Annotated in this window: 22 protein-coding genes; 7 read left to right on the top strand and 15 right to left on the bottom strand. The window is 38.6% G+C overall.

Annotated features, from left to right (window positions below; translation table 11 throughout):
• Positions 1–5: 5 nt before the first annotated feature.
• The gene (locus H4J46_RS11180; RefSeq protein WP_182233568.1) at positions 6–1,265 is read left to right on the top strand and encodes an AmpG family muropeptide MFS transporter; all 1,260 of its coding nucleotides are present in this window, start codon (positions 6–8) and stop codon (positions 1,263–1,265) included.
• Between the two features lie 262 nt (positions 1,266–1,527).
• Here the strand turns inward: H4J46_RS11180 and H4J46_RS11175 are convergent, their stop codons facing one another.
• The 5 genes from H4J46_RS11175 to dsbC all read right to left on the bottom strand — a co-directional run bounded on the left by H4J46_RS11175 (position 1,528) and on the right by dsbC (position 8,145).
• Positions 1,528–2,076 (bottom strand): YkvA family protein, encoded by a 549-nt coding sequence (locus H4J46_RS11175; protein ID WP_182233567.1) that lies wholly within the window; start codon positions 2,074–2,076, stop codon positions 1,528–1,530.
• Between the two features lie 490 nt (positions 2,077–2,566).
• On the bottom strand, positions 2,567–4,108 hold the full coding sequence (lysS, locus tag H4J46_RS11170) for a lysine--tRNA ligase (protein WP_182233566.1): 1,542 nt from the start codon (positions 4,106–4,108) through the stop codon (positions 2,567–2,569).
• 110 nt (positions 4,109–4,218) lie between these two features.
• A protein-coding gene (gene prfB, locus H4J46_RS11165) for a peptide chain release factor 2 (protein ID WP_182233565.1) occupies positions 4,219–5,317 on the bottom strand; the annotation gives its coding sequence in 2 pieces (ribosomal slippage) (positions 4,219–5,241 and positions 5,243–5,317; 1,098 coding nt in all).
• Between the two features lie 166 nt (positions 5,318–5,483).
• Positions 5,484–7,253 (bottom strand): single-stranded-DNA-specific exonuclease RecJ, encoded by a 1,770-nt coding sequence (recJ, locus tag H4J46_RS11160; protein WP_182233564.1) that lies wholly within the window; start codon positions 7,251–7,253, stop codon positions 5,484–5,486.
• Between the two features lie 112 nt (positions 7,254–7,365).
• Entirely contained in the window at positions 7,366–8,145 is a 780-nt protein-coding gene (gene dsbC / locus H4J46_RS11155) for a bifunctional protein-disulfide isomerase/oxidoreductase DsbC (protein WP_182233563.1), read from the bottom strand.
• A gap of 274 nt (positions 8,146–8,419) precedes the next feature.
• Here dsbC and fldB point away from each other — a divergent pair, with 274 nt between their 5' ends.
• The gene (gene fldB / locus H4J46_RS11150; protein ID WP_182233562.1) at positions 8,420–8,944 is read left to right on the top strand and encodes a flavodoxin FldB; all 525 of its coding nucleotides are present in this window, start codon (positions 8,420–8,422) and stop codon (positions 8,942–8,944) included.
• 101 nt (positions 8,945–9,045) lie between these two features.
• Positions 9,046–10,287, top strand: a complete 1,242-nt coding sequence (srmB, locus tag H4J46_RS11145) for an ATP-dependent RNA helicase SrmB (RefSeq protein ID WP_182233561.1) — start codon at positions 9,046–9,048, stop codon at positions 10,285–10,287.
• A 180-nt stretch (positions 10,288–10,467) separates the two neighbouring features.
• On the opposite strand, the gene H4J46_RS11140 is transcribed toward srmB, so the two are convergent.
• Both H4J46_RS11140 and yaaA read right to left on the bottom strand, forming a co-directional pair.
• Entirely contained in the window at positions 10,468–10,692 is a 225-nt protein-coding gene (locus H4J46_RS11140; protein ID WP_182233560.1) for a hypothetical protein, read from the bottom strand.
• Positions 10,693–11,232: 540 nt separating this feature from the next.
• On the bottom strand, positions 11,233–12,009 hold the full coding sequence (gene yaaA, locus H4J46_RS11135) for a peroxide stress protein YaaA (protein WP_182233559.1): 777 nt from the start codon (positions 12,007–12,009) through the stop codon (positions 11,233–11,235).
• A gap of 295 nt (positions 12,010–12,304) precedes the next feature.
• Here yaaA and tal point away from each other — a divergent pair, with 295 nt between their 5' ends.
• The 3 genes from tal to H4J46_RS11120 all read left to right on the top strand — a co-directional run bounded on the left by tal (position 12,305) and on the right by H4J46_RS11120 (position 14,322).
• The gene (tal, locus tag H4J46_RS11130; protein ID WP_182233558.1) at positions 12,305–13,267 is read left to right on the top strand and encodes a transaldolase; all 963 of its coding nucleotides are present in this window, start codon (positions 12,305–12,307) and stop codon (positions 13,265–13,267) included.
• Between the two features lie 119 nt (positions 13,268–13,386).
• Positions 13,387–13,560 carry a DUF3545 family protein gene (locus H4J46_RS11125; RefSeq protein ID WP_182233557.1) on the top strand — a complete coding sequence of 58 codons (174 nt, stop codon included), beginning with the start codon at positions 13,387–13,389 and terminating at the stop codon, positions 13,558–13,560.
• 195 nt (positions 13,561–13,755) lie between these two features.
• Positions 13,756–14,322 (top strand): DUF6942 family protein, encoded by a 567-nt coding sequence (locus H4J46_RS11120; RefSeq protein WP_182233556.1) that lies wholly within the window; start codon positions 13,756–13,758, stop codon positions 14,320–14,322.
• 194 nt (positions 14,323–14,516) lie between these two features.
• Here the strand turns inward: H4J46_RS11120 and parC are convergent, their stop codons facing one another.
• From parC to H4J46_RS11080, 8 genes are all read right to left on the bottom strand, one after another.
• Positions 14,517–16,805, bottom strand: a complete 2,289-nt coding sequence (gene parC / locus H4J46_RS11115; RefSeq protein WP_182233555.1) for a DNA topoisomerase IV subunit A — start codon at positions 16,803–16,805, stop codon at positions 14,517–14,519.
• Positions 16,806–16,946: 141 nt separating this feature from the next.
• Positions 16,947–18,221, bottom strand: a complete 1,275-nt coding sequence (locus H4J46_RS11110) for a GGDEF domain-containing protein (RefSeq protein ID WP_182233554.1) — start codon at positions 18,219–18,221, stop codon at positions 16,947–16,949.
• A 91-nt stretch (positions 18,222–18,312) separates the two neighbouring features.
• Positions 18,313–20,226 (bottom strand): tetratricopeptide repeat-containing diguanylate cyclase, encoded by a 1,914-nt coding sequence (locus H4J46_RS11105; RefSeq protein WP_182233553.1) that lies wholly within the window; start codon positions 20,224–20,226, stop codon positions 18,313–18,315.
• 419 nt (positions 20,227–20,645) lie between these two features.
• Positions 20,646–22,535, bottom strand: coding sequence for a DNA topoisomerase IV subunit B (gene parE / locus H4J46_RS11100; RefSeq protein WP_182233552.1), 1,890 nt, complete (start codon positions 22,533–22,535; stop codon positions 20,646–20,648).
• Positions 22,536–22,551: 16 nt separating this feature from the next.
• Positions 22,552–23,136 (bottom strand): YqiA/YcfP family alpha/beta fold hydrolase, encoded by a 585-nt coding sequence (locus tag H4J46_RS11095; protein ID WP_182233551.1) that lies wholly within the window; start codon positions 23,134–23,136, stop codon positions 22,552–22,554.
• 24 nt (positions 23,137–23,160) lie between these two features.
• Positions 23,161–23,946 carry a metallophosphoesterase gene (locus H4J46_RS11090; protein WP_182233550.1) on the bottom strand — a complete coding sequence of 262 codons (786 nt, stop codon included), beginning with the start codon at positions 23,944–23,946 and terminating at the stop codon, positions 23,161–23,163.
• Between the two features lie 34 nt (positions 23,947–23,980).
• Positions 23,981–24,445: a DUF1249 domain-containing protein gene (locus H4J46_RS11085; protein WP_182233549.1), complete on the bottom strand. Its 465-nt coding sequence runs from the start codon at positions 24,443–24,445 to the stop codon at positions 23,981–23,983.
• Positions 24,446–25,081, bottom strand: coding sequence for an NUDIX domain-containing protein (locus H4J46_RS11080; RefSeq protein ID WP_182233548.1), 636 nt, complete (start codon positions 25,079–25,081; stop codon positions 24,446–24,448).
• A gap of 187 nt (positions 25,082–25,268) precedes the next feature.
• On the opposite strand from H4J46_RS11080, the gene tolC reads away from it, so the two are divergent.
• A complete protein-coding gene (gene tolC / locus H4J46_RS11075) occupies positions 25,269–26,630 on the top strand; it encodes an outer membrane channel protein TolC (RefSeq protein WP_182233547.1) in 1,362 nt (453 codons plus the stop codon).
• The last annotated feature ends 81 nt before the right edge of the window (positions 26,631–26,711 follow it).

Raw genomic sequence — 26,711 nt, 5'->3', positions numbered from 1 at the left:
GAGCAATGCAATCCCCGACCTTTAAACAAGCAATACTCAATCGCCGCATGCTAATTTGTATATTCACTGGCTTTAGCTCCGGACTGCCTTTGTTTATTCTTTATCAACTGGTCCCGGGTTGGTTACGCTCAGAGGGTGTTAGTCTTACTGAAATTGGTTTGTTTTCCTTGATCGGCATTCCCTACGTATGGAAATTCATTTGGTCTCCGTTAATGGACCGATATTCATTACCGGTACTAGGACGCCGCCGCAGTTGGATGTTACTCACCCAGGTATTATTGCTGTTCTCTATTGCAGGTTTTGGTTTTGTTGACCCCGTAATGAATATCTGGAATGTTGCCTACCTAGCAGCCGCAGTGGCCTTTTTTAGTGCTAGTCAAGATATTGTACTAGATGCCTATCGTCGAGAGTTACTGCCTGAGCATGAACTTGGCCTAGGTAACTCTATTCACGTACAAGCTTACCGGCTTTCTGGTTTAGTGCCGGGTTCGTTGGCCTTTATTCTTTCTGACCATATCAGTTGGCAAGCGGTGTTTATTATTGTCGCCGCGTTTATGCTAATAGGCGTTATCTTGAGTCTTTCAATTAAAGAGCTTAATAACACAGCCCAAGCACCAAAAACATTACAGCAAGCCGTTGTTTTACCGTTTAAAGACTTTATTAATAGAGAAGGTACAAAGTCTGCGCTACAAATTCTCGCTTTTTTGTTTTTATATAAACTCGGCGATAGTATGGCAACCGCTTTACAAACACCATTTTTTATCGACTTAGGCTTTACTAAAACTGAGATAGGTGTGGTGGCTAAAACAGCGTCATTGATTGCTATGACTATAGGTTTGGCTGTTGGTGGTATCGTAATGATTAAATTAAGTATTAATCGTGCACTTTGGTTGTTTGGTTTTGTTCAAATAATAAGTATACTAGGTTTTGCAGCCCTCGCAGAAATTGGCCACAACACCTACGCTTTAGCTGTCGCTATGGGCTTTGAGTATTTGGGTGTTGGTCTTGGCACAGCAGCCTTCACCGCTTTTATTGCCAGAGCCACTAACCCAGCATTTGCAGCAACACAATTTGCATTATTTACCGCATTAACAGCACTGCCAAGAACATTTGCCAATGCCACCACGGGTGTTATTGTTGAGCAAATAGGTTGGACTAACTTTTACTTTATATGCACGGCATTAGCAATACCCGGTATGTTAATGCTATTAAAAGTGGCACCATGGCGCGAGCCATCAAAAACAGTAACGCAGGAGATAGCGTAAACATGATTCAACTATTTTTTCTCATCCCTATACTCATGAGCGCTATTTGGTATTGGTATTTAAGCAGTAATAATTACACTATTAAACAGGGCTTAAAAGGCTTTGGTTATATCTTTGCTTTTAACGCTACTATTATCGCTTTTTTCATTTTAATGCTATTTATTACGCATTAATTCATCTAGCTGTCTTGAAAATTGAAAAAGCCACTTACTGTGGCTTTTTCAGACCTTGAGTTCAATAAAGTAAACTGGCCCGTTTTCAATTAAAACACTGAACGAAAGCCTGAACGAGAACTACTGCGACCTGAACGGCGATTTCTCATTCTACTGTGCAACTCTTTTCGTTTAGCTTCTAACCACTCATCTCGAGTAATAGTATCGTCGCTATGACGACCTTCTTCACGCTTTCGGTAGTGACAAAACTCTAAGAAAGCCTCGATGTTATCTTTAAGTTCTTCGACAACTAGCTCAATCATGATGGCATCATCTAAGAAACCTAAAACCGGAATATGATCAGGTACTAAATCCTCAGGATCACTAAAATAGGCCAAAGCACTTAATACATCAGCCCGCTCTTGGTCAGGTATTTTCCACTCCGAATCTTCAATCATCGCGACTAAGATTGCTAATTTTTTAATTCTTTCACTGACAAATAGCGGCACATCAACTTGAATGTCTTTACTCAGGCTTTTTGCATTAGCTAAGATTTCTGCTTCAGTTAAATTTTTTGCTTCTGATTTGGATTCTCGCATCACATCACGAAAATACTCTAAATCTGACTCTTTTAATTCAAAGGTAACTTCAAATGCCATTTTAATTCTCCTAATATTTGGCTTATTTTGATCGGTATCCCTTTAAATTTAACAGAACATTGTCAATACACCACTAATGCAGACAAATATAAACTATTCATTTAGATAACCCTTGTGCTATTTACAACTTAATTTTGACCACTATATTATGTCAATCTAAGTTGATAAACAAAGCGATTAAAATTATATTGCTACCCAAAAAAGCCTAATAAAAAATTAAGCATATGTTTATGTTATTAAAAATCACATTTCTTATATTGTAAATACCCTAGCTTATAAATACTAAGTGGGAATAACCATTAGCTAAACTGAACGTACTGTGCAGCCATTATTTTTACAGGGAGAGTCGTTATTGAGCAGTACAGGAATAATGACAGATATGCACTAATACCTTAAAAGACAGAACGCCTGAAGATAAAAAAGCACCCTTAGGTGCTTTTTTCATTATGCGTTCAACTCAGCTTATTCAGCTAGTATCGCCAAGTAGGCATTACTCAGCAATTGGACGCATATGCGGGAACAAAATAACGTCTTTAATAGTAGGTGAATCGGTGAATAGCATGACTAATCGATCAATACCAATGCCTTCACCGGCTGTTGGTGGTAAACCGTATTCAAGGGCTTGAATATAGTCAGCGTCAAAGTGCATGGCTTCGTCATCACCGGCATCTTTACCTGCAACTTGATTTCTAAAACGTGCGGCTTGGTCTTCAGCATCATTAAGCTCTGAGAAACCGTTGGCTAGTTCACGACCACCAACGAAAAACTCAAAACGGTCAGTGATAAATGCGTTGTCATCATTTCTACGAGCTAATGGCGAGACTTCCCACGGGTATTCTGTGATAAAGGTCGGTTGATCCAGCATATGCTCTGCAACTTCTTCAAAAATCTCACAAACATACTTACCAGCACCCCAGACTTTAGATGCTTCAGTTTCCTTAACACCCACTTGTTTTGCCATCGCTTTTAAAGCATCAAAATTAGCTTCTGGGTCACGTAAAACCGCTTCATCAAGGTCAGTACCATATTGTAAAATAGCATCAACCATAGACAAACGAGTAAATGACTGACCAAAATCATAGAACTTCTCTTCTACGACTTCACCGTCAGAGTTTTTAACAGTATTACGAATAATCGCTGAGCCCATGACGTCTTCAGCTAGGGTACGTAACATTTCTTCAGTCAGGTTCATTAGGTCATGATAATCAGCATAAGCTTGGTAGAATTCAATCATGGTAAATTCTGGATTATGACGTGATGATAAGCCTTCATTACGGAAGTTACGGTTAATTTCAAAAACTTTCTCAAAACCACCGACAACCAAGCGCTTCAAGTAAAGCTCTGGCGCAATACGCATATACATTTGAATGTCTAGGGCATTGTGGAATGTTTCAAAAGGTTTCGCCGTTGCACCACCTGGAATCGTTTGTAGCATAGGTGTTTCAACTTCCATAAAATCACGGTCAGTTAAAAACTTGCGAATACCATCAACAATTTTTGAACGAATTTTAAAGGTGTTACGCGTCTCTTCATTGATGATCAAATCAACGTAACGTTGGCGATATTTTGTTTCAACATCTGATAAGCCATGAAACTTTTCTGGTAATGGACGCAGTGACTTTGTTAACAGCTCGTATTTATCCATATTGACGTATAAGTCGCCTTTACCCGACATATGCATAGTACCGGTAACACCAATAATATCGCCAATGTCTAAAGTGCCCCAACGCTCTTTAATATCTTTTTGCACCGTTTTATGGGCATAAGCCTGAATACGGCCCGTCATATCTTGTAATACTAAAAATGGACCACGTTTTGCCATTACTCGACCAGCAATGCTGTAAAGACCGGTTTCAGCTTCAAGCGTTTCTTTATCTTTTTCACCGTGTTCAGCTTGCAAATCAGCAGCATAATGTTTTCGGTCAAACTTGTTAGGGTGGCCATTAGCCGGACAGTTTTCTCGAATTTTTGCTAATTTGCCACGACGCTCGGCAATCAATTTATTTTCGTCTTGGTGTGCTTGATCAGTCATTTTATTTCTCGTGTGTTAACGTAACATGGAATTCAAGCTAAGTTATTTAGCGCTCAAATAATGCTATTACAGGTATATTCTATTAAAAATAGTTTAAATTAATTAAGTACTTATAAGCCAGATTTCAAACTAGCTTTTAAAAATTTGTTTAAATCACCATCTAATACTGCTTGAGTATTGCGATTTTCTATGCCGGTACGTAAGTCTTTGATACGGCTGTCATCTAAAACATAAGAGCGTATTTGACTGCCCCAGCCAATATCTGACTTGCCGTCTTCTAATTCTTGTTTACCTTCATTTTGCTTTTGCATTTCCATTTCATACAATTTAGCTTTTAGCAATTTCATCGCGGTGGCGCGGTTTTTATGCTGTGAACGATCAGCCTGACAAGCTACTACTGCACCGGTTGGCTCATGGGTAATACGTATGGCAGAATCAGTTTTATTAACATGTTGACCACCCGCACCAGAGGCACGAAAGGTGTCTATGCGTAAATCTGCTGGGTTAATATCAATTTCAATATTGTCGTCTATTTCTGGGTAAATAAACGCAGAAGCAAACGAGGTATGACGACGACCACTTGAATCAAAGGGTGACTTACGTACTAAACGATGCACACCGGTTTCTGTGCGTAACCAACCAAAAGCATACTCACCTGTGTATTTAATGGTACAACCTTTAATACCAGCGACATCACCGCCAGTAACTTCGATGGCTTCTGTTTTGTAACCATTGGCTTCACCCCAGCGTAAATACATGCGCATAAGCATTTCTGCCCAATCTTGTGCTTCTGTACCACCAGATCCTGATTGAATATCTAAATAGCAATTATTGGCGTCGTGATCACCAGAAAACATTCGACGAAATTCTAGTTTTTCAAGGCTAACTTCTAAGGTTTTTGTTTCAGCTTCGGCATCATTAAAGGTTTCTTCGTCGTCGGCTTCAACGGCAAGTTCAACCAAGCCTTCAATGTCTTCACAACCTGAGTCCATTTGTAGAATGGTTTCAACCACAGCTTCTAATCCCGCACGTTCACGACCTAGTGCTTGTGCGCGCTCAGGGTTATTCCACACATCGGCAGATTCTAATTCTCGCGTAACTTCAACCAAGCGTTCTGACTTTTGGTCGTAGTCAAAGATACCCCCGAAGCAGATTGGTGCGTTCACGAATTTCTTTAATTTTATTGAGTACTGGATTAACTTCTAGCATATTTTTTAACTGTCACGCCGTAATTGATGAATAAAGGGAAAAACAAAAAAAATAGTCGCGCATTATAGCCTAATTATGCGATTAAATAAACGCTTGCTTGGGTAATGCAATGCCGTTTTTATAATATTTTTTTCAGCCCTTAAGGTGATAATGGTATTGATAACCTTCAGTCTAATTGTTCAACCATTAATTGTACTGACTGTTTACCACGAAACTCATTAATGTCCAGACGATAGGCTAACTTCACCTGCTTGGTCTGGTTGTCTGGCCAACGCTTAATATCAACATTAAAGGCGATGGCATCAAATACTTTCTGGTCTTTTTCTACCACAAGTTTTAAGTGTTTTTCGCCAACAATACGTTGCTGTACAAGCGTGAAAACGTCATCAAACAACGGTTCTGGAAAATTTTGTCCCCACGGTCCGGCCTCACGTAAGACTTGTGCAAAAGCCAGTGTCATATCATTAGTTAATAGCTCACCATCTGAGGCCAGTACACCCGTTAAAGCTTCTTTGCTTAACCACTGCTCGGCATATTGCTCAAATAGCGCTGAAAACTGTTCGAATTTATTTGCCGGTATTGATAAACCTGCCGCCATGGCATGACCACCAAACTTTATAATAATACCCGGGTGTTGGCTGTCAATATACTCGAGTAAATCACGAATATGTAAACCTGGAATAGAGCGTGCTGAGCCTTTTATTTCATTGCTATTAATATCAATACTGTCAGCGTCACTATTATTAATACCACTAGCATCGTCATCATTACCTTTGGCAAAAACAATACTCGGACGATGATACTTTTCTTTTAAGCGTCCAGCGACAATGCCGATGACGCCTTGATGCCAGTCGCCATGAAACAAACTAATACCATGGGGTAAATTGCTCTCACTGAACTGTAAACTGGCCAGTACTTGCTCGGCCTCAATTTGCATACCCTGTTCTATTTCCCGGCGCGCTTTATTTAAGTCATCCAAATCGGCGGCCATTACTCTAGCGCTTGATAAATCTTTTGCTAGTAAACAGTTAATACCAAATGCCATATCGTCTAATCGACCTGCTGCATTGATACGTGGGCCTAAAGCAAAGCCAAAATCACTGGCCACTAATTTTTGCTGATTTTTACCGGCAATTTCTATTAAGGCTTGAATACCCGGGCGCGTCGCTCCTGCTCGAATGCGCTTGAGTCCTTGTTCGACTAAAATTCGATTATTCGCATCTAGTGACACCACATCAGCAACCGTACCTAAGGCAACTAAATCAAGTAACTGTGCAATATTAGGCTCTTTAATCTTCTGCTGTTCAAACCATTGCTGTTCACGTAGATATTTTCTTAACGCCAACATAAAGTAAAATGCGACACCAACACCAGCCAACGACTTGCTGGCAAAATTACAACCCACTTGATTTGGATTAACAATGGCATCGGCAGGTGGTGTATGCGCGCCAGGTAAATGATGGTCAGTAACTACCACTTGCAACCCTAACTCCTTCGCCCTTTTAACACCAGCAATGCAGCTAATGCCATTATCAACCGTCACTAATACTTGTGCGCCTTGTGAGTTGGCGATATCAACAATTTCAGGGGTTAAGCCATAGCCGTACTTAAATCGGTTAGGGACTAAAAAATGATGATTGGTTGAACCTAGCATGTACAATGCTTCCATCATTAAAGCTGTACTTGTGGCTCCATCAGCATCAAAGTCACCAATTACCGTGATGTTTTTTTTTCCTTGCAGGGCCTGATATAACAGTTCACATGCTTCAGGTAAGCCTTTTAACGTATCAACAGCACATAAATGAGACGCGGTTAATTCAAGTTGTTCTTTGTTGGTAACACCGCGTCGTGCATATATTTGTCGAACAAGTGGATGTAATGTATCGGGTAAATGCTCATCGCTAACTTGCTCTCGACGAATGATCTCTTTATGCATGAATGCACCTTATACTTGAAACGCTAGAGACAAAAATGGCAAGTGAATGACTTGCCATTTTATCAAAAAATTAAGTGATACCCATCAAAAAAATTTATCAATTGGTTTGATATTAGCCACCTTGTTGAGAGGTTTCTAATAACGTAAATAATTTACTTGGGTCTTGATAACCTGGCACCATCATGCCATTGGCCAATATAATGGCTGGTGTTCCAGAAACGCCCACTTGACGACCAAAGTCAAATTCATCTTCGATAGGCATATCACAAATACGTGCCGCCACTGAAGAGCCACTTTTTGCTTTTGTTAACGCCGACTGAGGATCTTCATGACACCATATTGAGCGTAAATCTTTAAAACCTTGTGAATAACTGCCAGTTTGATCTTTTACGCCGGCACGTGGATACGCTAAATAACGCACTGTGATGCCTTTATCGTTGTAAGCGCTCATTTGTTCGTGCATTTTACGACAATAACCGCAGGTAATGTCAGTAAAAACGGTCACTACATGCTTTTCGTTTTTAGCCGGATAAACAATCATAGCATCAGAGAATTTAACCATACCGTTAACACGCACTTGCGCTAAACTTTCTTCAGTTAAATTACTGACATTTTCGCCTAGTCCATACATTTTACCATGCAATAAAAAGTTGCCATCGGCGCTAGCATAAAATAAGCCCTGATCGGTAAGCACTTCAACGACACCTGCCATGGGAGATGGCTTGATACTAGCAACATTAAACCCTAACGTTTGTGACAACTTTGCTTTTACCACTTGCAACTGAGTAACAGGTAACATCACGCTGTTATTTGCTAGCTCAGCATACGCTACAACATTGTGGGTCAAACTTAACAAGCCAAATGCAGCAGCTAATAAAAATTTCTTAGACATAAATCAATACCATACCTTAACTCTATGAGCGGAAAATAAGCGGAAAATTACTTTTGTAATTTTAGATAAATACAAAGACCGCTTTAAGCACCCTAAAATTACAGTGAAAAAGGCATAATTGCAATAACACTAAGCCGCCAAATAGCGAACTGATCTGATAAAATATGACTTTCAGTGGCACAGCAAAGCATCTTATTGGCGAGAAATTTGCTAAAATCCCACCACTCGCTCACCGACCACCTAACGTGGTTCGTTAAACCTCGGTAATTTATCAATGAACATCGCATTATTTTACGGCTCAACTACTTGTTATACCGAAATAGCAGCAGAAAAAATTCAAGCTGAACTTGGCCAAGATAACGTCACCTTATTTAATATCAAAGATACGCCACTGACGGAAATGGTAAACCACGACATCTTAATTTTAGGTATTTCTACTTGGGACTATGGTGAAATTCAGGAAGATTGGGAGTCACATTGGCCAGAAATCGCCAACATTGATCTTGAAGGAAAAATTGTTGCCCTTTATGGCATGGGGGATCAAATTGGTTACACTGATTGGTTTCAAGATGCCCTTGGCATGTTACATGACCAAGTGCTGGCACAAGGCGGCTATGTTATCGGTTATTGGCCTAATGAAGGTTATGACTTTGCGGAGTCAAAAGCACTAACAGAGGATGAGCAAAATTTTGTTGGTTTAGCCCTTGATGAAGACAATCAATACGATGCTAGCGAAGCACGGATTAGACAGTGGTGCCAAAAAATTAGCGATGAAATCACAGATATCCTAGTAGATTAAGTTAAATATCATAATAAATAGACAAATTTGGCAAGATCTTTAGGATAAATCGTATTTTGCCATTATAATCCTCTTCATTAATCCCCAAAGAAAATTATTACATGTTTGAGCAGTTTGACCTAGATTCCGCATTATTGGGCGGCATTGAAAATGCAGGCTATAAAAAGCCAACGTCTATCCAAGAGTTAGTACTTCCTGTGGCTATGACAGGCAAAGACGTATTAGCTTCAGCCCCAACAGGAACGGGAAAAACAGCAGCATTTATTTTACCTGCTGCTCAACACTTGCTCGACTACCCTCGCCCCCAGCAAGGTTTTCCACGTGTACTCATTTTATCGCCAACACGTGAGCTTGCCATACAAACTTATGAGCAATGTAAAAAGTTAACCGCGCTAACCAACATTAAATCTGCGGTTATTACTGGTGGTGTTAATTACGGCAGCCATAAAGAAGTACTTACAGGTAACACCGATATTTTGGTTGCTACACCTGGCCGATTAATGGAATACATTGAAAGCGAGCAATTTGATAGCCGTGAAATTGAAATCCTTATTTTAGATGAAGCTGACCGTATGCTCACTATGGGTTTTGCTGAAACTATTAATCGCATTGTTGGAGAAGCACGTTGGCGTAAACAAACCATGCTCTTTTCCGCCACACTGGAAGGCGCTGCCGTAGTACGTTTTTCTCGCGAACTGTTGAACGATCCGGTATTTTTGGAAGCGAACCCTTCTCGAAAAGAAAAAGCGAAAATTCACCAGTGGATGCACTTAGCAGATAACAAAGATCATAAATTCACCTTATTACTAAACTTATTGCAACAAGAAGAAGTAGGACGTGCCCTGGTTTTTGCCAATAAACGTGAGACCGTGCAATACCTATCAGGTAAACTTTATGCTGATAACGTGCCTTGTGTCTGGCTTGAAGGTAAAATGCAACAAGACAAACGCAACACTTCAGTCGAACGTTTGCGCAATGGTACGGTTAATGTTTTGGTTGCTACCGATATCGCTGAACGTGGCCTTGATATTGACGATATCACCCATGTTATCAATTTTGATATGCCACGCACCGCCGATATTTATTTACATCGCATCGGGCGAACAGGTCGAGCGGGCAATAAAGGCACCGCTATCTCACTAGTTGAAGCGCATGACATGCTGGTTATTGGTAAAATTGAACGTTATATTGAAGAACGTTTACCACGCCGTGTGATTGAAACGTTAAGACCGCAGTACAAAGAAGCACGAGTTGCTGTTAAAAAAACCAAAGTAAAAAGAACCGTTGCTCAAAAGAAAGCTAAAGCGAAGAAAATCGCGAAACGTGGTAAAGCTTCTAGTTAAACTAAACACGGCCAGTGCTAAGCTGTCAGTTAAAAGTTACCCAATATTAGTTAGCTAGAAATTAATAACTGTCAATTTAAACTAAAAAACCTAAACCTCACTGTTTAGGTTTTTTTGTTTGTAGCTTACTATTTAATCTGGTTTAATTTTTTAATTTAACTTTTCAATTTAATTTAATTCTCAATAAAGCGATGAGCCATACACTCCGCTAAAGTAGACAATTATTTGTCTTACGTTTAGAAGTACGTGGCTGGTATTAGGATAAATGGCCGTAACATGCTCAGGTGTTTTCTTAATAGCGGTATTGTAGTTTGGTAATAGTTTAATCAAAGCGCCATTTTTGAGATGCTCAGCAATAAGCCAATCAAGAAAAAGCACAATACCCATGCCTTTAAGCGCGGACAATATATGGTACACCCTATATTGTCATTATGGTGATTGCTGTTCAACATATAGGACCACATTAGCAAGGCTTGCGGTTATCTTTAGTTAGCTCACCATAAGTGTTTGAACTACAATTTTGACTGGTTGGGTAATGAGGCCATTACAATGTCACATAACCGAATTGAGGCTTTAGTTTGTTTAGCAATTTTACAGTATTTTATTCATTCGAGTGGTAAAGCTAAAATAAAAGAGGCCCATAGTTAATATTGTTATAGTTAAACTAGCATAACTTTTATAACTATATTCTGTAATTGCTTTAAAAGTGTTGGACTGTTGATTTATATTTTGTACTTGAAGATCATCTGGGTCATTTAGTCGTTTAAAAAACAATACCCACAGGTTAAATTTACTGTTTAAAAATATCAGATCAGATATAAATTACGTCGTATTAAACATGGTAGACGTCGTGTTATTAAACGCTCAGGAAGTTGGCACTATAATCGCTATCAATTGTATATCTTTTAAATTTATAGCGATTATAGTCAAGTAAATTAAATCCGCTTAATCTAGCTCTTTACGGGTAAATACCCAGTCATTAGCTTTACTTAGTTCACTGGAATATTGATAACCTGCCACGTCAAAGTCTTTTAGCTTTTCAAGATCTGTGATTTGGTGCTCAATAATATAACGTGCCATTAAACCTCGGGCTTTTTTGGCAAAAAAACTGATCATTTTAAATTGACCATTTTTCCAATCTTTAAATGCTGGGGTTATTATTTCGGCTTTTAATACTTTTTTATTAACCGCTTTAAAGTATTCATTTGACGCTAAATTAATTAACACATTATCGCCTTGGGCAGCAATAGCGATATTTAAATGCTCGGTGATAATATCGCCCCAAAATTGATATAAATTACTACCGCGATCATTATCTAATTTTTTACCCATTTCTAGTCGATATGCTTGCATCAAATCTAGTGGTTTTAATAGGCCATATAACCCTGATAATATCCGCATATGCTGCTGAGCGAAAGTAAAGTCATCCTCGCTAAACGATTTAGCATCTAAGCCAGTGTATACGTCGCCATTAAAAGCGAGTACAGCTTGTCGAGCATTGTCTGGCGTAAAAGGCGTTGCCCATTCACCAAAACGTGCCGCATTTAAGCCAGCTAATTTATCGCTGATAGCCATTAATGAACTAATATCCGCAGGCGTTAGTGTTTTACACTTTTTCATTAGCACTTTACTGTCTGCTAATAGTTCAGGCTGTGAATATAACTCGGTAGCAACGGGGGATTCATAATCTAAGTTCTTCGCCGGAGAAACAACAAGTAACATTATTTATCTACTCTATCTTAAAGTTTTTGTCACTATAACACAGGAAAAAACGAATATAATTATCTTCATTATCAATTGCACACTTAACCATTAGCGTACACACAGGCAATAAAATGTTTTATCTACATTATTTCACCATCACACTTGCTAAATTATGATAATTTGATACAAATAGAACCGAATAAGATAAAAATTTCACTATTTTCAATCAAAACACTTGTAAATGTTGTAATATTTCACCAAAATTTACTCAATAAAACCACCTGGTTACATTATCAACGTCAAGGGACATGTTATGACCGATCAACTTTCTCAACTTTCTCAACTAAAAGCAATGACCACGGTTGTTGCTGATACCGGCGATATTGAAGCTATTGCTAAGTTTCAACCACAAGACGCCACCACTAACCCGTCTTTACTATTAAAGGCAGCCTCTTTAGCTAATTATCAGCAATTACTTGCTAGCGCAGTAGCGTGGGCAAAAACTCAATCATCAAACACTGAACAGCAAGTCATCGACGCTGCAGATAAGTTTTCAGTACTCATTGGCTTAGAAATATTAAAGACAGTCCCAGGTAGAATTTCAACAGAAGTTGATGCGCGCTTATCTTTTGATACGGCAGCATCAATTGCTAAAGCATATAAACTTATCGCTATGTACAACGAGGCTGGCATTAGTAATGATCGTATATTGATCAAAGTAGCCTCAACATGGGAAGGTATTAAAGCTGCAGAGCAATTAGAAGCCGAAGGCATTAACTGCAATTTAACTTTGTTGTTTAACTTTGCTCAAGCACAGGCCTGTGCTGAAGCCAATATTTACTTAATTTCACCTTTTGTTGGTCGCATTTTAGATTGGTATAAAAAAGACACTGGCCGCAGTGAATACTCAGCCAGCGAAGATCCAGGCGTAGTATCAGTAACCAGTATTTATAATTATTACAAAGCTAAAGGTTACAAAACCGTAGTGATGGGTGCTAGTTTCCGAAATATTGGTGAGATACTTGAACTCGCTGGCTGTGACCGATTAACGATTAGCCCAAACCTGATGGACGAATTAGCTAATTCAACGGCGACAGTATCGCAAAAACTTTTCAGTGATCATGTAGCATTAGCCGATGAACCTGCACTTAATGAAGTACAGTTTAGATGGCAAATGAACCAAGATGCCATGGCAACAGAGAAGTTAGCAGAGGGCATTCGAAACTTTGCCATCGACCAAGTTAAACTTGAGCAACAATTACAAGCAATGCTTTAAATCTTTAAGTTATGAAACTTGTTAAACCCATACGCTTGTAATTAAAATAAAAATAATGTTTCCAAATTGTTAACAGATGTGGTAAAAAATACTGCAGTTGTAGAAATAAGGAGCATACCATGGGAAATTTTCAACAAGTATTGGGCTCTTTAGGCAAACAGCCTAAATCGAGTACAAGTAAAAATAAAAAAAGAAAGTGGCGTGAAATTGAACAACTGAAAGAAAAATTTCAACTGGAAAAAGAATTAAAAGCGTTTGATGATTCTTTGGAAAATATGTTGAAAGAGTTTTAATTAAGCTTAGTATTGCTAATATAAACAATTAAAAGCCCGGATTGTACCGGGTTTTTTATTGGATTTTTATTAGGAAAAATAACACCAATTTCACTAAATTTGTTATCCATTCTACTAATTATTAAATAAACGTCTTATATTTGGCCACTTTTTCTACGTAAATAATGGGTGACCTAACGAATAAAATGGGTAAAAATGCAAGATAAAGCTGTTGGTTTAGGTACTCTTGACGCCAATATTATTTTCTATATAAGAAACTGCCCTCCATTAGCACACTATCAAAGCCTGACTAATGTTAAAGCGTTAGTAGTGGATGAAATTGCCCATATTGCTCGTGAAACTGGTAACCATTGGCGAAAAATTTTTAATGTCTACGCTAAGTTGTTATTTGAAATATCACCAGAACAATTTACTAGCTGGCAAAACTTAAGAGACAGCGTGCTATTACAGGCAGAAAGTGATCATTGCTTACTTTTTTCAGTACCTGATTTATCAAAGGCTGACTTTTTAGGGGCTGATTTACTCAGCGCTAAGCCCATTCAAAAAATACACATAATATTAGGCAAAGGTTACGCTGAACAACTAGGGTTTTGTGATAGCTGCATATGGCTGAGTCATGATTTCGCCATTAATATCGATTTAGGCATTATTATTTGTCCTTATTTTGATTATCGGCAATTATCAAATAAAAAAATCACGCAACTTTCGACGCTAATTCAACAAGTAACCGCACACCAAGTACAATCTAAGGTGGATGGCTAGGAACAGCCACAAGTTCGTAGTATTGCCAACATAGATGTAGGTACTTAGTTTTTGTCAGGTAAAAAACTGATCACTCGTCCTGAGCATCACTGCTATTTCACATCCATGTGATCGCAGCATACCGCTCGTCGTGAACATAAAAAAGCCCTAAGACATTTAATCTTAAGGCTTTTTTTTGTGCTAAATCACAAGTGTTAACTTTCTGAGATTTCAGGCTCTATATCTGAGCTTTGTTGCTCTATAACGATATGATCAACTCGTTGTAAACCTCTAGGTAGCTTATTACCTCGACGGCCACGTTCACCTTTATAATGTTCAATGTCACTCACTTTTAACGTTAACTTGCGCTTACCAGCATGCAAGGTAATGGCACTATTGGGTGGTAACACTTCGAGCAAGGTTACATATTCATCACGTGTTTTGGCTCTTGCAGTAGGGATATTAATTATTTTATTACCCTTACCTTTGCTCAAAATAGGTAAATCTTTGATTGGAAAAACCAGCATGCGTCCTTCTGAGGTAATTGAAAGCACTAATTCTGTCTCTAAACTACTAATAACTTGTGGCGTCATTACTTTCGCCGCCACAGACAAAGTTAATAATGCTTTACCATTTTTATTACGACTGACCATATCGGCAAAGCTAGCCACAAAACCGTAACCGGCATCACTACTGAGTAAGTAACGACATTGGTCATCAGCCATCAATACTTTTTCAAAATTTTCACCACTCGTCAGATTAAAGCGTCCGGTTAGTGGCTCTCCTTGGCTACGTGCTGAGGGTAGACTATGAGCATCAGTGGCGTAAGCCCTACCTGCGGAATCAAAAAACACCACAGGACGATTACTACGCCCTTTTGCTAAGCATAAGTATTCATCACCTGACTTGTAACTTAATGCTTGTCCATCAATGTCGTGCCCTTTTGCACAACGTGCCCAACCTTTTTGCGAAACCACAACAGTCACGGGCTCACTCGGCATAAGATCTTTTTCAGATAGGGCTTTTGCCTCTTGTCGCTCAACAATAACAGAGCGGCGATCATCACCGTATGTTTCAGCTGCTTCTAGAATTTCTTTCTTCATCAAGGTGTTCATGCGAACTTTGGAACTAAGTATTTTTTCAAGGTATTCGCGTTCTATGTTCAACTCATCTTGTTCGGCACGAATCCTAATTTCTTCAAGCTTAGCCAGTTGGCGAAGTTTAATTTCTAATATCGATTCGGCTTGGCGTTCTGACAGTTCAAAGCGTGACATTAGCTCTGCTTTAGGCTTGTCAAAACCTCTTATAATTTCAATAACTTCATCAATATTAAGATATGCGATTAATAAGCCATCTAACAAATGCAAACGCGCTAATACTTTATCTAATCTATATTGCAAACGACGACGCACAGTTTCACGTCGATATTCTAACCACTCGCTTAATATGGTTCTAATATCTTTAACCGCGGGTTTGTTGTTCAAACCAATCATGTTTAAATTTACACGAAAGTTTTTTTCTAAATCTGTGGTAGCAAATAAGTGCTGCATCAGCTGTTCAATATCGACACGATTTGAACGGGGGACAATCACTAAACGGATCGGGTTCTCATGATCTGATTCATCACGTAAATCAACCACCATTGGTAGTTTTTTTGCCTGCATTTGATTAGCAATTTGTTCTAATATTTTTCCACCAGAAGCCTGATGTGGTAATGCGGTAATAACCACATCACCATGTAACTGCTCATAGACAGCACGCATTTTAATGCTACCACGACCGGTTTGATAAATTTTTTCAATATCAGCTTTAGGCGTAATGATTTCAGCATCAGTTGGATAATCTGGCCCATGAATAATATCGAGTAGATCGGCTAATTCAGCTTTCGGTTGCTCAATTAAATGGATACAGGCGTTCGCTACTTCCCTAGCATTGTGCGGGGGAATGTCTGTTGCCATACCGACAGCAATGCCGGTAATACCGTTGAGTAAAATATGTGGTAGACGTGCAGGTAAGGTTTTAGGCTCTTGCATGGTGCCATCAAAATTAGGCGACCAATCAACAGTACCTTGGCCCAATTCGGCCAGTAAAACTTCACTAAAGCGTGATAAACGAGCTTCAGTATAACGCATGGCGGCAAATGACTTTGGATCGTCAGGAGCGCCCCAATTTCCTTGTCCGTCAACTAATGGGTAACGGTATGAAAATGGCTGTGCCATTAACACCATAGCTTCGTAACAGGCAGAATCGCCATGGGGATGAAATTTACCTAGTACATCACCGACAGTACGAGCAGATTTTTTATATTTTGCTGATGCAGATAAACCAAGTTCTGACATGGCATAAACAATACGTCGTTGCACCGGTTTTAAGCCATCACCAATATGAGGTAATGCACGATCCATAATGACATACATCGAGTAATTTAAATAAGCTTCTTCAGTGAATTGTCTTAGAGGGCGTTGTTCAATACCATCTAAACTAAAGTCGAGAACATCTGACATTAAAATATTTTCCTAAAAAGCTCACTTAATGCCGAATTATTAAGCGTTACTTTTATTATGGTTGTTCTGGGGTAGCTTAGCTGATTATACTAGTGGAAAGAACACTTTTAGACGATAAATATCGTTCAACAGTGATTAATCTTAATTTTCTTTGCTTTCTTTTCTTTCTTTTCTTTCTATAGAATAGCTACAAACTTGATTGTGACCATTAGCCTTTGCTTGATACATAGCTAAATCAGCCGCATGTAAAAAACTATCAAAACTTTCTCTCACATCAGCGATGCTGGCAATACCTATACTGACAGTAACCTGAATACTATTGTTTTTATTTTTACTGATATTAGCTTGAATTTTCTCACGTATGTGCTCTGCAATCGCACGCGCTTGTGCAATTGTAGCTTCTGGTAAAATAGCGGCAAACTCTTCACCACCAATACGTGCCAGAAAGTCTCGAGAACGCATAGTTTCACCGGCTAATTCACCAACATGAGCAATAACGCTGTCGCCGGCTTCATAACCAAAGTTGTCGTTTATATTTTTTAAATTATCTATATCTAAGATTAAAATACTGAGTGTTTTATTAGCGGTTAATGCTTGGGTCATCAAACTAGCACCGTGACTGAAGAATGAACGACGATTAGGCAATCGCGTTAAACTATCAGTTTTTGCCAGTAACTTTAAGGCTTGACGGATTTTAAATTGTCGTAAAAGTAGTAAAATGAAAAGACTTCCTACGGCAATAAAAATGGCAATATTACGATGCTGTTGACTACGTTCAGATTCAGCACGAGCCAGCGCAAAATACTGTATTTGACTGTTTTGTGTCAGTAGCTCATTTTCTTCATGCTTTTTTTCAACATGGTATTTTTCATTTAAACGTTTAACACGGTATTCTTTCTGCTGTTTCAAATGGGAAAAATACTTTTTCATATACTGTTTTTTACTATCAAAGGCTTGCTTATCTTCACCTTGGCTTGCATAAATGTTTGCAAGGGTCAGGTAAACACTGGAGAATAAAGGTGAGTCGAGTTGTTTTTCAGCCAATAAAGGCTCAAGTTTAAGTGCTTTATTGAGCCAATTAATAACTTTATATTCTTGTCCTGCAACATCAACAATATTGGCACGCACAACATACAATAAATATTGCTCAGCGACATTTAATGGTAGAGAAAATTTTTCCCAAGCTAATAATTTAACTTGGGCTGCCACTTTGTCATGCACACTCAAGCTGTTAAGCGATAATATTTCGCTATTAACCGCTAAAAAAACAACGGCTCTTTGCTGTTTAGCATAGAGGCTATTAAGTTGATTAAATACCTCTTGCTGTCCAATAATTTCATCAGCATTCGCAGCCGTACTGATGAAGATCATCAACAAATATAAAGCAAGGCCTGTTAGCCACGAATATTTATTCATAGTAACTCACTGTATTACTGCCAGATTGTTTGACTTTTAACAATTCTTCGTCAGCTACTTTTAACAAAGCCGAAAAGTTAGCCACGAATATTTATTCATAGTAACTCACTGTATTACTGCCAGATTGTTTGACTTTTAACAATTCTTCGTCAGCTACTTTTAACAAAGCCGAAAAGTTGGCATAATTACCTTGCTCAAATGTCGCTACACCAATACTTACCGTTAATTGTTTGATTTGCTGAGTTTGCCATTTTGCTTGTTCAATATTTTCTTGAAGTCGCTGTGCGACTTCCAATGCTTCATCATTTCCAGTATTTGGCAATAATGCAATAAATTCTTCACCGTCAAAGCGGCCAAAAACATCACTCGATCGCATTAGATTTTGACCTTGAATAGCAATTTCTTTTAGTGCTTTGTCACCAATAACATGACCAAATTGGTCATTGATTTTTTTGAATAAATCGATATCAATCATATAAACACTAAAGGCTTGTTGTTGGTTTTGAGCAGTTATAAAGTATTCTTCACCTAACTCAAGTAATCTACCTCGGTTAACGACACCCGTTAAACTATCAGTTCGAGTGGCGTTAATTAAGTTCCTTTGCTCTTTGATAACGTAATATAAGCACCAAGCTAATAACAAAGTACAAAGTGCTAATATGCCAACGTATGCCTTACGGCTATTGACGTCAAGTGTCATTTTCTGAAGTTGTAAGTGCTGTATGCGCTGTTTTTTCTCTAAAATATTATTATGTCGTTGAGCCGTTTCACTTTCATATTGCAACATTAACTCATCGACTTCAGTCGTTTCCCGTGCCTGCTCGCCGGTTATAGACCGAGTAAAATATTGAGTTTGAATTTCATATGCTTGATTGTAATGGCCTAAAGCATAATGCAATTTAGCGCTTAAAAAGAGGATTTTTAGCTCACTAGTGTCATAAATATTGCTAGTTTTACGCTCAAGCAATATTTTAGCTCGCTCAAGGCTGACTAATGCTTCTTGATAACGCGCCATTTTTTCTAAAATATAAGCTTTATTTATAAGGTATTGAAGTTTGACTAAATGTTGTTCTACATCTTCAATATATTCACCCGCAAGGAGAATATATTGATAAGCACTTTCGGTCTCAGCATCTTTCTTGTTGAGTAACGCCCAAGCTAACTCTCTATAAACATTAGCGATAAACTGATGACTGCTATTGGGCTCAATTTCGCTTTCTAACACGCGATAAACTTTAATAGCTTGCTCAAAATTCTTTTGGTTAGTGTGGTTATTAGCCACATTATGCAAACTTTTAAGAGCATAGTTATGTTTATCTGCAGTTTTATAATATTGATACGCCTGTTGAAAATAGTCATGGGCTTGATTTTTTTCACCTAAATGACCATATAAAAGACCCAGTTCATTGTTAATTTCACCTAAAAGTGCATCATCGCCAATAGCATTTGCCAGTGCTAAGGCTTGATTAAGCGTAATTAATGACTGTTTGTAATCTTGCTGTAAATACAAGATCGCACCAGTGTTAATCAGACCGCGCGCAATTAATTTCTGATTATTCATCGAGCGTGCAACGTCTAAGCCGTTTTGATAAAGTAAAAAAGCCCCTCCCAGATCACCCAAGTTTTCGATCGCAAAACCTTTAGTGTAAGCGAGATCTGCAATAAATATGCTAGGGTTATTCATTTGTTTGGCAAGTTTTAAGCCCTGCTCTGACGATGCCTCACTTAGACTGTACAACGCTTGATCGGTATATGCTGCGGATTGAATGCGATAGTAATTTACTTGGTTGGTGATAGGTTGGGTGTTTAGCTCGGTTTTATGTCTATTTAATAGAACTAATGCAGCTTTAGGATCACTGTTATTAAGCTGTTCAGCATGTAACAAAAGCGTATTAAAATCGCTCTCAGTTAAAGGTTGTAAAGCATTTAATTTACAAGATATCGATAAAAGAACAAAGAAAATTAGGCCACTATTTTGAATAGTCAACTTTACCAAACGTCTCAACAGATCTGTGCTCCAACAATCCATGTGATAATATACAATTAATAGTATAAAACGAATTTAGATAAATCATAAGCTATTATTTATTATGCTAAAAAAAACAAGCCATATATCACTAAGGTTATTTTCAAGCTATTTTCAGTCACTTGCCATTTCCCAGTCACTTTCTGCTATTTCATTGCCATCTAGGTCATCAATAAGGTAACCATATCATTATCTTACATCAAACTCGTTGTTGTAACCTTAACTTAAGGCTATAGCACATTGGTAACCGTTATCGGGTAGCTGATTACTTAACGCAAAAAATCTACTGTGTTCGCCTATGTTGCCAACCTTAAGGATAACCCTTAGCTTACGGCAAAGGGTATTTATTAATATCGTAAATTAATCAACTCAACTTTTTTGATTAATCCGTTGGGAAATCAATCTAATTCAACCAGATCACCTTTAGATTGTAACCAAACTTTGCGATCACCGGCCCGCTTTTTAGAGAGCAACATGTCCATCAATTCCATGGTTTCACTATGATCATCAACGGTTAACTGTACTAAGCGGCGCGTATTGGGGTCCATGGTGGTTTCACGTAATTGTAACGGATTCATTTCACCTAGACCTTTGAATCGCTGTACATTAACTTTACCACGTTTTTTCTCTGCTTCAATTCGATCCAAAATACCATCTTTTTCTGCTTCATCCAAAGCGTAAAACACTTCTTTACCAACATCAACACGATATAACGGAGGCATAGCTACATAAACATGACCAGCTTGAACCAAAGGTAAAAAATGTTGTGTAAATAACGCACAAAGCAAAGTAGCGATATGTAAACCATCAGAGTCGGCATCGGCAAGAATACAAATTTTACCGTAGCGCAATCCTGATAAATCATCGCTATCAGGGTCAATACCTAAAGCCACAGAAATGTTATGCACTTCTTCCGAGGCTAAGATTTGTCCTGAGTCAACTTCCCAGGTATTTAAAATTTTACCACGTAGCGGCATGATAGCTTGAACTTCACGGTCTCTGGCTTGTTTTGCACTACCTCCAGCTGAGTCGCCCTCGACCAGAAATAGCTCTGTACGCAAAATATCTTGGCTACCACAGTCGGTTAACTTACCCGGTAAAGCCGGCCCTTGAGTGACTTTTTTCCGAATGATTTTTTTGCCAGCACGTAAACGACGTTGAGCATTAAAAATACAAAATTCAGCTAATGTTTCCGCAATACTAGTATGCTCGTTTAACCATAAACTAAACGAATCTTTTACTACGCCAGTAACAAATGCAGCACATTGGCGTGAAGAGAGTCGCTCTTTAGTTTGTCCGGCAAATTGTGGGTCTTCCATTTTCACCGACAGGATATAACAACACTTGTCCCAAATATCATCTGGCGTTAACTTAACACCACGTGGCAGTAGGCTTCTAAATTCACAAAACTCACGCATTGACTCTAATAAGCCTTGGCGCATACCATTAACATGCGTACCACCTTGCACCGTAGGAATTAAGTTAACATAGCTTTCGCCAATTGACTCACCACCTTCTGGTAACCAGGTTATCGCCCATTCCGCGGTTTCATGTTGTGAGGTGAAACTGCCAACAAAAGGCTCTTCTGGTAAGCTTGGGTAACCTTTAACTGACTCTTTTAAGTAGTCAACTAAACCGTCTTCATAACACCATTGATATTTATTATCTTCATTTTTATCATGAAATTTTATGATCAATCCGGGACAAAGTACGGCTTTAGCTTTTAATAAATGTACTAACCTACGTGCTGAAAACTTGGCAGAATCAAAATAACTGGCGTCAGGCCAAAATTTCACTCGGGTGCCTGTATTACGACGACCCACGGTGCCAGTTTCTCTTAACTCTTCGACTTTATAGCCACTTTCAAAAGCCATTTCGTAGACTTTACCATCACGCCTAACCGACACGTCTACACGGGTAGATAAGGCGTTGACAACGGAGATACCCACACCATGTAAACCACCAGAAAACTGATAGTTTTTATTAGAAAATTTACCACCGGCATGTAGCTTACAAAAAATAAGTTCTACCCCTGACACACCTTCTTCTGGATGAATATCAATCGGCATACCTCGACCGTCATCAATCACTTCTAATGATTGGTCTTTATCAAGAATGACGGTAATATTTTGTGCATGCTTAGCTAATGCTTCATCGACAGAGTTATCGATAACTTCTTGGCCTAAATGATTAGGACGAGTAGTGTCGGTATACATGCCAGGACGATGGCGCACCGGGTCAAGGCCACTTAGGACCTCAATGGAGTCGGAATTATATTGTTCGCTCATTTATAGGTTCTGATAATTAGGCTAATATTAGGGGTAAGTTGAAAAATAACGCTATGTTAGGCAAGGTATTTTCATAATCAATAAAACTATGATCTCCCCCTTGCACTATTGCCAGTTGGCATTGGCAGTATTTTTCAACAGCTTGTTGGTAATTTAACACTTCATCACCGGTTTGTACCATGACCAAGTAATTATTGTTAGAAATATTTTCCTGTTCAAGCGCTTTCAATTCAACGATATGTTGCTCTTTAACTTGATAGCACTCGTGCGTGTAAGGATTTACCTGCTCACCTAGATAAGCTTTCATTAATTCAAATGGCTTAACCGCAGGGTTAATTAGTACCGCTTTCATTTGATATTTTTCAGCTAAATAAGTGGCAAAATAACCACCTAAAGACGAGCCTATTAATAACCAAGTCGAACGAGGTTCAAGGGCAACAATAGCCTCAAGTTGTGCCATAGCGGTATCGGGTGAAGAGGCTATTTGTGGACAGTGAAAGTTTATTTCCGGGTAGTTTTTAGCAAAAAAATCCCGCGTGATCTGAGCTTTCATTGACTGAGGTGATGAGTTAAAACCATGAATGTATAACATATTAATCATAATAATTTGTTTCCTCTCATTAAGTTAAACAAAATGTACTGTACTGGTAAATTCACCATGACTAGCCAAGGTAAATAGTCGATAGCCTGGCGGTTGGCCATTTGATTTAGCTGTCACTGAATTAATGTCAAATTGAATCGATGTTGCCGGACAACTATATAAATTGACTGTGCTTTGTTCCAACACCATAGACAAGGTTAATGCTTGATGAATATGGCCACAACCTACGGCTTTTATCGAAGGGTAGTCAGTTAAAAACTGTTGAAAGTCTGCTTGGTTTATTAAGCCATGTTTATCAATAAAATAACCAACATCAACTGGATGATGATGCATTAATAACAATTGAGCTTTAGTCGGATCAATAACGCCACCCACACTATCAAACTGTGCTTTGCTGATCTCGCCAGCAGGTGTTGCACTTTTAGTTTCCAACAATAGCACTTGCCAATCATCATTTTCAATTATACTGTTTTGACAAAAAGGGGCGTGTGACAAATAACGTGATAACAACCTTGGCTCGTCATGATTACCGGCAATATAATAAACTGGGGTGATAATTTCACATGCTTCAAATGCGCTGACAAAGAGCTGATAAGACCCTAATGTGTGATCTTGTGTTAAATCACCCGTAAATATAATTGCATCAATTGAGGGCTGATTTTTGATGGCCAACAGTACATTGGTTAAGTTCTGGTAAACATTAGCCTGGTGATGCAGGCCTGTGCGATCAGCAAATAAGTGGCTATCACTAATTTGCGCTAAGGTCAGTTTTTTTAACCTTAAGCTGTTGGACATTGTTTTATCTGACATTAAGCGCTTTCACTTTACTTTCTCTAACATTAATTTAGGAATTTTTTAGGATATTGAGATTGATCTGCACTTGGCCTAATTGCAAACACAACTGTAACCATTCTTTTAAGAAATAGTTAGTTTGCTGTTTTTCATCAGGTAAATGCATGTTGTTATTAGGGTAATCATAACGTGGCTTAATTTGCTGTACATCTTGATTACTGATCACCTCAGCCATGCGAGCGTCATGATATAAGCGAATCACCATTTTCGGGCGAAATAACGCGGTTAAATTATAACCGTGAATATTGGCTTCTTGATTAATCGTCAGTAACGTTGTGTATTTGGTGACTTCGTCAACTCTTACCCGGTAACTCAAAAAATCAGAGATAAAAAAACAGCGTTGTTCGCCTACCTGTTCTTTATCAGCAAGTACGCGCAGCAATAACATGTAATTAACTTCAAACAAGGTCATTAATGTGGGTAAATGAGGGCGATACTTTTTTACAACAACTGACATTTATTTCCAGCTAGCTTTGAGCTTATCAAGATTTAGAGCTAGCCATTGTAACGCAATAATAGTCGCAGCATTAGCTATCTTTCCCTCTGCAAGTAACTTTTCAGCGTCTTGGCGCGTAACAACATGCACTAAAATATCTTCACCTTCTGTCTCTAAACCATGAACACCTGAAATATGCTCACTATCAACACCGGCACAATAAAGATGAATGCACTCGCTCATACCGCCTGAGCTTGAAAGGTAATCCATCACTTTAATCACTTTTTCAGGCTCCACATCCAAGTTAGCTTCTTCTTTTGCTTCTCGTATCGCAACGTCTAATGCCACTTCATTCTCTGAAAACATACCTGCAATAAGTTCTAATTGCCAAGGTCCTGTTTTACTGCGTAATGCCCCTGGGCGAAATTGTTCAATTAATACTATGCAATCAGTTATCGGATCATAGGGTAATAAAGCAACCGCATCACCGCGCTCAAAAACCTCTCTTGTTAATACTTTACTATAGCCGCCAGCATACATTTTATGGCGAAGTTGATACTCATCAAGCGCAAAAAAACCTTGGTATTTTCTTGATTTTTTAATCACCTCTACGTCGGTTAAATTAAAGCGTAATAAAGCATCTTTAGTTATACTCATCGTTAGTTTTCTCTTCTGCTGTGCGGCAATTTCCCGATACCCTAGCACTTAACATTTTGTTACACTAGAATACTTTCCTAAACACTTATTTTATTTAGCTAATTCTTTATTCGCGATAACATAGTTATAGTTATAGTTGTAGTTATAAAAATAATAACCAGTTCATTATTATAGGAACCTCTTCAAGATGAAAAAAACAATAACCGCATTATTTATTGGCCTTGCCTGCGCTACAAGTAGCTCTTTAGCTAGTGCCGAAGATTTACTGTCAGTATACCAACAAGCCCAAGCTAGTGACCCGGTTGTTCTTCGAGCCCACGCGCAATATTTAGCAACAGAAGAAGGTATTGAACAAGCTCGCTCAGTCTTATTGCCACAGGTGTACGGTTCAGCAAGCTATACAGAAAGCGAGAATGAGTTTATTCCTACCTCTGATACTGGACAATCTTCAGGTGTGCTCCTGACTAATAAAAGTGACACTACGAGTTATGGTATTAACTTAGATATGGAGTTATATAATCATAGTACTTGGTTAAAACTTGATAATGCCAAGAAAGTTGCGCACCAAAGTGATGTGTCATACCAGTTAGCGAAACAAGATTTAATTGTGCGCGTAACACAAGCCTACTTTCAGGTGCTGAGTTCAAAAGATGATTTGGAATTCTCAAAAGCAGAAAAAGCCGCGATTGAACGTCAGCTAGAACAAACAAAACAAAGATTTTCTGTTGGCTTAACCGCTATTACTGATGTTCATGAAGCTCAGGCTCAGTATGACAACGCCGTAACCAGCGAAATTAGAGCAGAAAACCAAGTGTTTAATGCCGAAGAAGCATTACGTGTTATTACCAATGTTTATCCCCGTGATTTGAACATTTTAAATACTAAACGCTTTAGTACTTCTCGCCCATACCCAGACAGCGCCAACGAATGGCAGCAAACTGCAGAAGCGAAAAACTTAGAACTGATTGCAGAAAGAATAAATATTGATATTGCTAAAGAAAATATCAACATCGCAAAATCAGGACATTACCCAAGGTTAAGCTTAAATGGCAGTTATGGTAGCCGCGAACAAGATAATGAAGTCAATAGTCTCAACTTTAATAACCCCGCACTAGACAGCCACTCAATTGGTGTGTCTTTATATGTGCCCATTTATTCAGGTGGCGCAATATCAAGCAGTGTTCGTCAAGCGCAAAGCAATTATGTTGCGGCAAGCCAGAATATGGAACAAACGCATCGTAACGTAGTGCGTAACACCCGTAATGCCTATAATACCGTTATTACTGCAGTATCAGCTATTAAGTCATTAGAGCAAGCCGTGGTGAGTGCACAAAGTGCATTAAAAGCGACTGAAGCAGGTTTTGAAGTAGGGACGCGTACAATTGTTGATGTCTTAAACAGTACGAGGAACTTATATAACGCCAAGCGTAATTTATCGTCAACGCGATATAATTACATTCAAAATGTATTAGCCTTAAAGCGGGCTGGCGGAACCATTACCGAGCAAGATTTAGCCGACATCAACCAAGGTTTAATCGCCGCTCAATAAAACCCTTAGCTTAAGAGTTGAAAAAAAATAAATTAATGCTGCTTTTTTATGTTCAGGACAAACAGTCATTTTTTTGTCCTG

The sequence above is a fragment of the Colwellia sp. MB02u-6 genome (assembly GCF_014077095.1).
Classification (GTDB): Bacteria; Pseudomonadota; Gammaproteobacteria; order Enterobacterales; family Alteromonadaceae; genus Cognaticolwellia.
This window is presented reverse-complemented; position numbering and strand designations above follow the sequence as displayed.

Excerpts from the sequence above, each read along its gene's own strand:
- H4J46_RS11180 (WP_182233568.1), top strand. The coding sequence starts at position 6 with ATGCAATCCCCGACCTTTAAACAAGCAATACTCAATCGCCGCATGCTA.
- H4J46_RS11175 (WP_182233567.1), bottom strand. The coding sequence starts at position 2,076 with ATGGCATTTGAAGTTACCTTTGAATTAAAAGAGTCAGATTTAGAGTAT.
- lysS (WP_182233566.1), bottom strand. The coding sequence starts at position 4,108 with ATGACTGATCAAGCACACCAAGACGAAAATAAATTGATTGCCGAGCGT.
- recJ (WP_182233564.1), bottom strand. The coding sequence starts at position 7,253 with ATGCATAAAGAGATCATTCGTCGAGAGCAAGTTAGCGATGAGCATTTA.
- dsbC (WP_182233563.1), bottom strand. The coding sequence starts at position 8,145 with ATGTCTAAGAAATTTTTATTAGCTGCTGCATTTGGCTTGTTAAGTTTG.
- fldB (WP_182233562.1), top strand. The coding sequence starts at position 8,420 with ATGAACATCGCATTATTTTACGGCTCAACTACTTGTTATACCGAAATA.
- srmB (WP_182233561.1), top strand. The coding sequence starts at position 9,046 with ATGTTTGAGCAGTTTGACCTAGATTCCGCATTATTGGGCGGCATTGAA.
- yaaA (WP_182233559.1), bottom strand. The coding sequence starts at position 12,009 with ATGTTACTTGTTGTTTCTCCGGCGAAGAACTTAGATTATGAATCCCCC.
- tal (WP_182233558.1), top strand. The coding sequence starts at position 12,305 with ATGACCGATCAACTTTCTCAACTTTCTCAACTAAAAGCAATGACCACG.
- H4J46_RS11125 (WP_182233557.1), top strand. The coding sequence starts at position 13,387 with ATGGGAAATTTTCAACAAGTATTGGGCTCTTTAGGCAAACAGCCTAAA.
- H4J46_RS11120 (WP_182233556.1), top strand. The coding sequence starts at position 13,756 with ATGCAAGATAAAGCTGTTGGTTTAGGTACTCTTGACGCCAATATTATT.
- parC (WP_182233555.1), bottom strand. The coding sequence starts at position 16,805 with ATGTCAGATGTTCTCGACTTTAGTTTAGATGGTATTGAACAACGCCCT.
- H4J46_RS11110 (WP_182233554.1), bottom strand. The coding sequence starts at position 18,221 with ATGAATAAATATTCGTGGCTAACAGGCCTTGCTTTATATTTGTTGATG.
- parE (WP_182233552.1), bottom strand. The coding sequence starts at position 22,535 with ATGAGCGAACAATATAATTCCGACTCCATTGAGGTCCTAAGTGGCCTT.
- H4J46_RS11095 (WP_182233551.1), bottom strand. The coding sequence starts at position 23,136 with ATGATTAATATGTTATACATTCATGGTTTTAACTCATCACCTCAGTCA.
- H4J46_RS11090 (WP_182233550.1), bottom strand. The coding sequence starts at position 23,946 with ATGTCAGATAAAACAATGTCCAACAGCTTAAGGTTAAAAAAACTGACC.
- H4J46_RS11085 (WP_182233549.1), bottom strand. The coding sequence starts at position 24,445 with ATGTCAGTTGTTGTAAAAAAGTATCGCCCTCATTTACCCACATTAATG.
- H4J46_RS11080 (WP_182233548.1), bottom strand. The coding sequence starts at position 25,081 with ATGAGTATAACTAAAGATGCTTTATTACGCTTTAATTTAACCGACGTA.
- tolC (WP_182233547.1), top strand. The coding sequence starts at position 25,269 with ATGAAAAAAACAATAACCGCATTATTTATTGGCCTTGCCTGCGCTACA.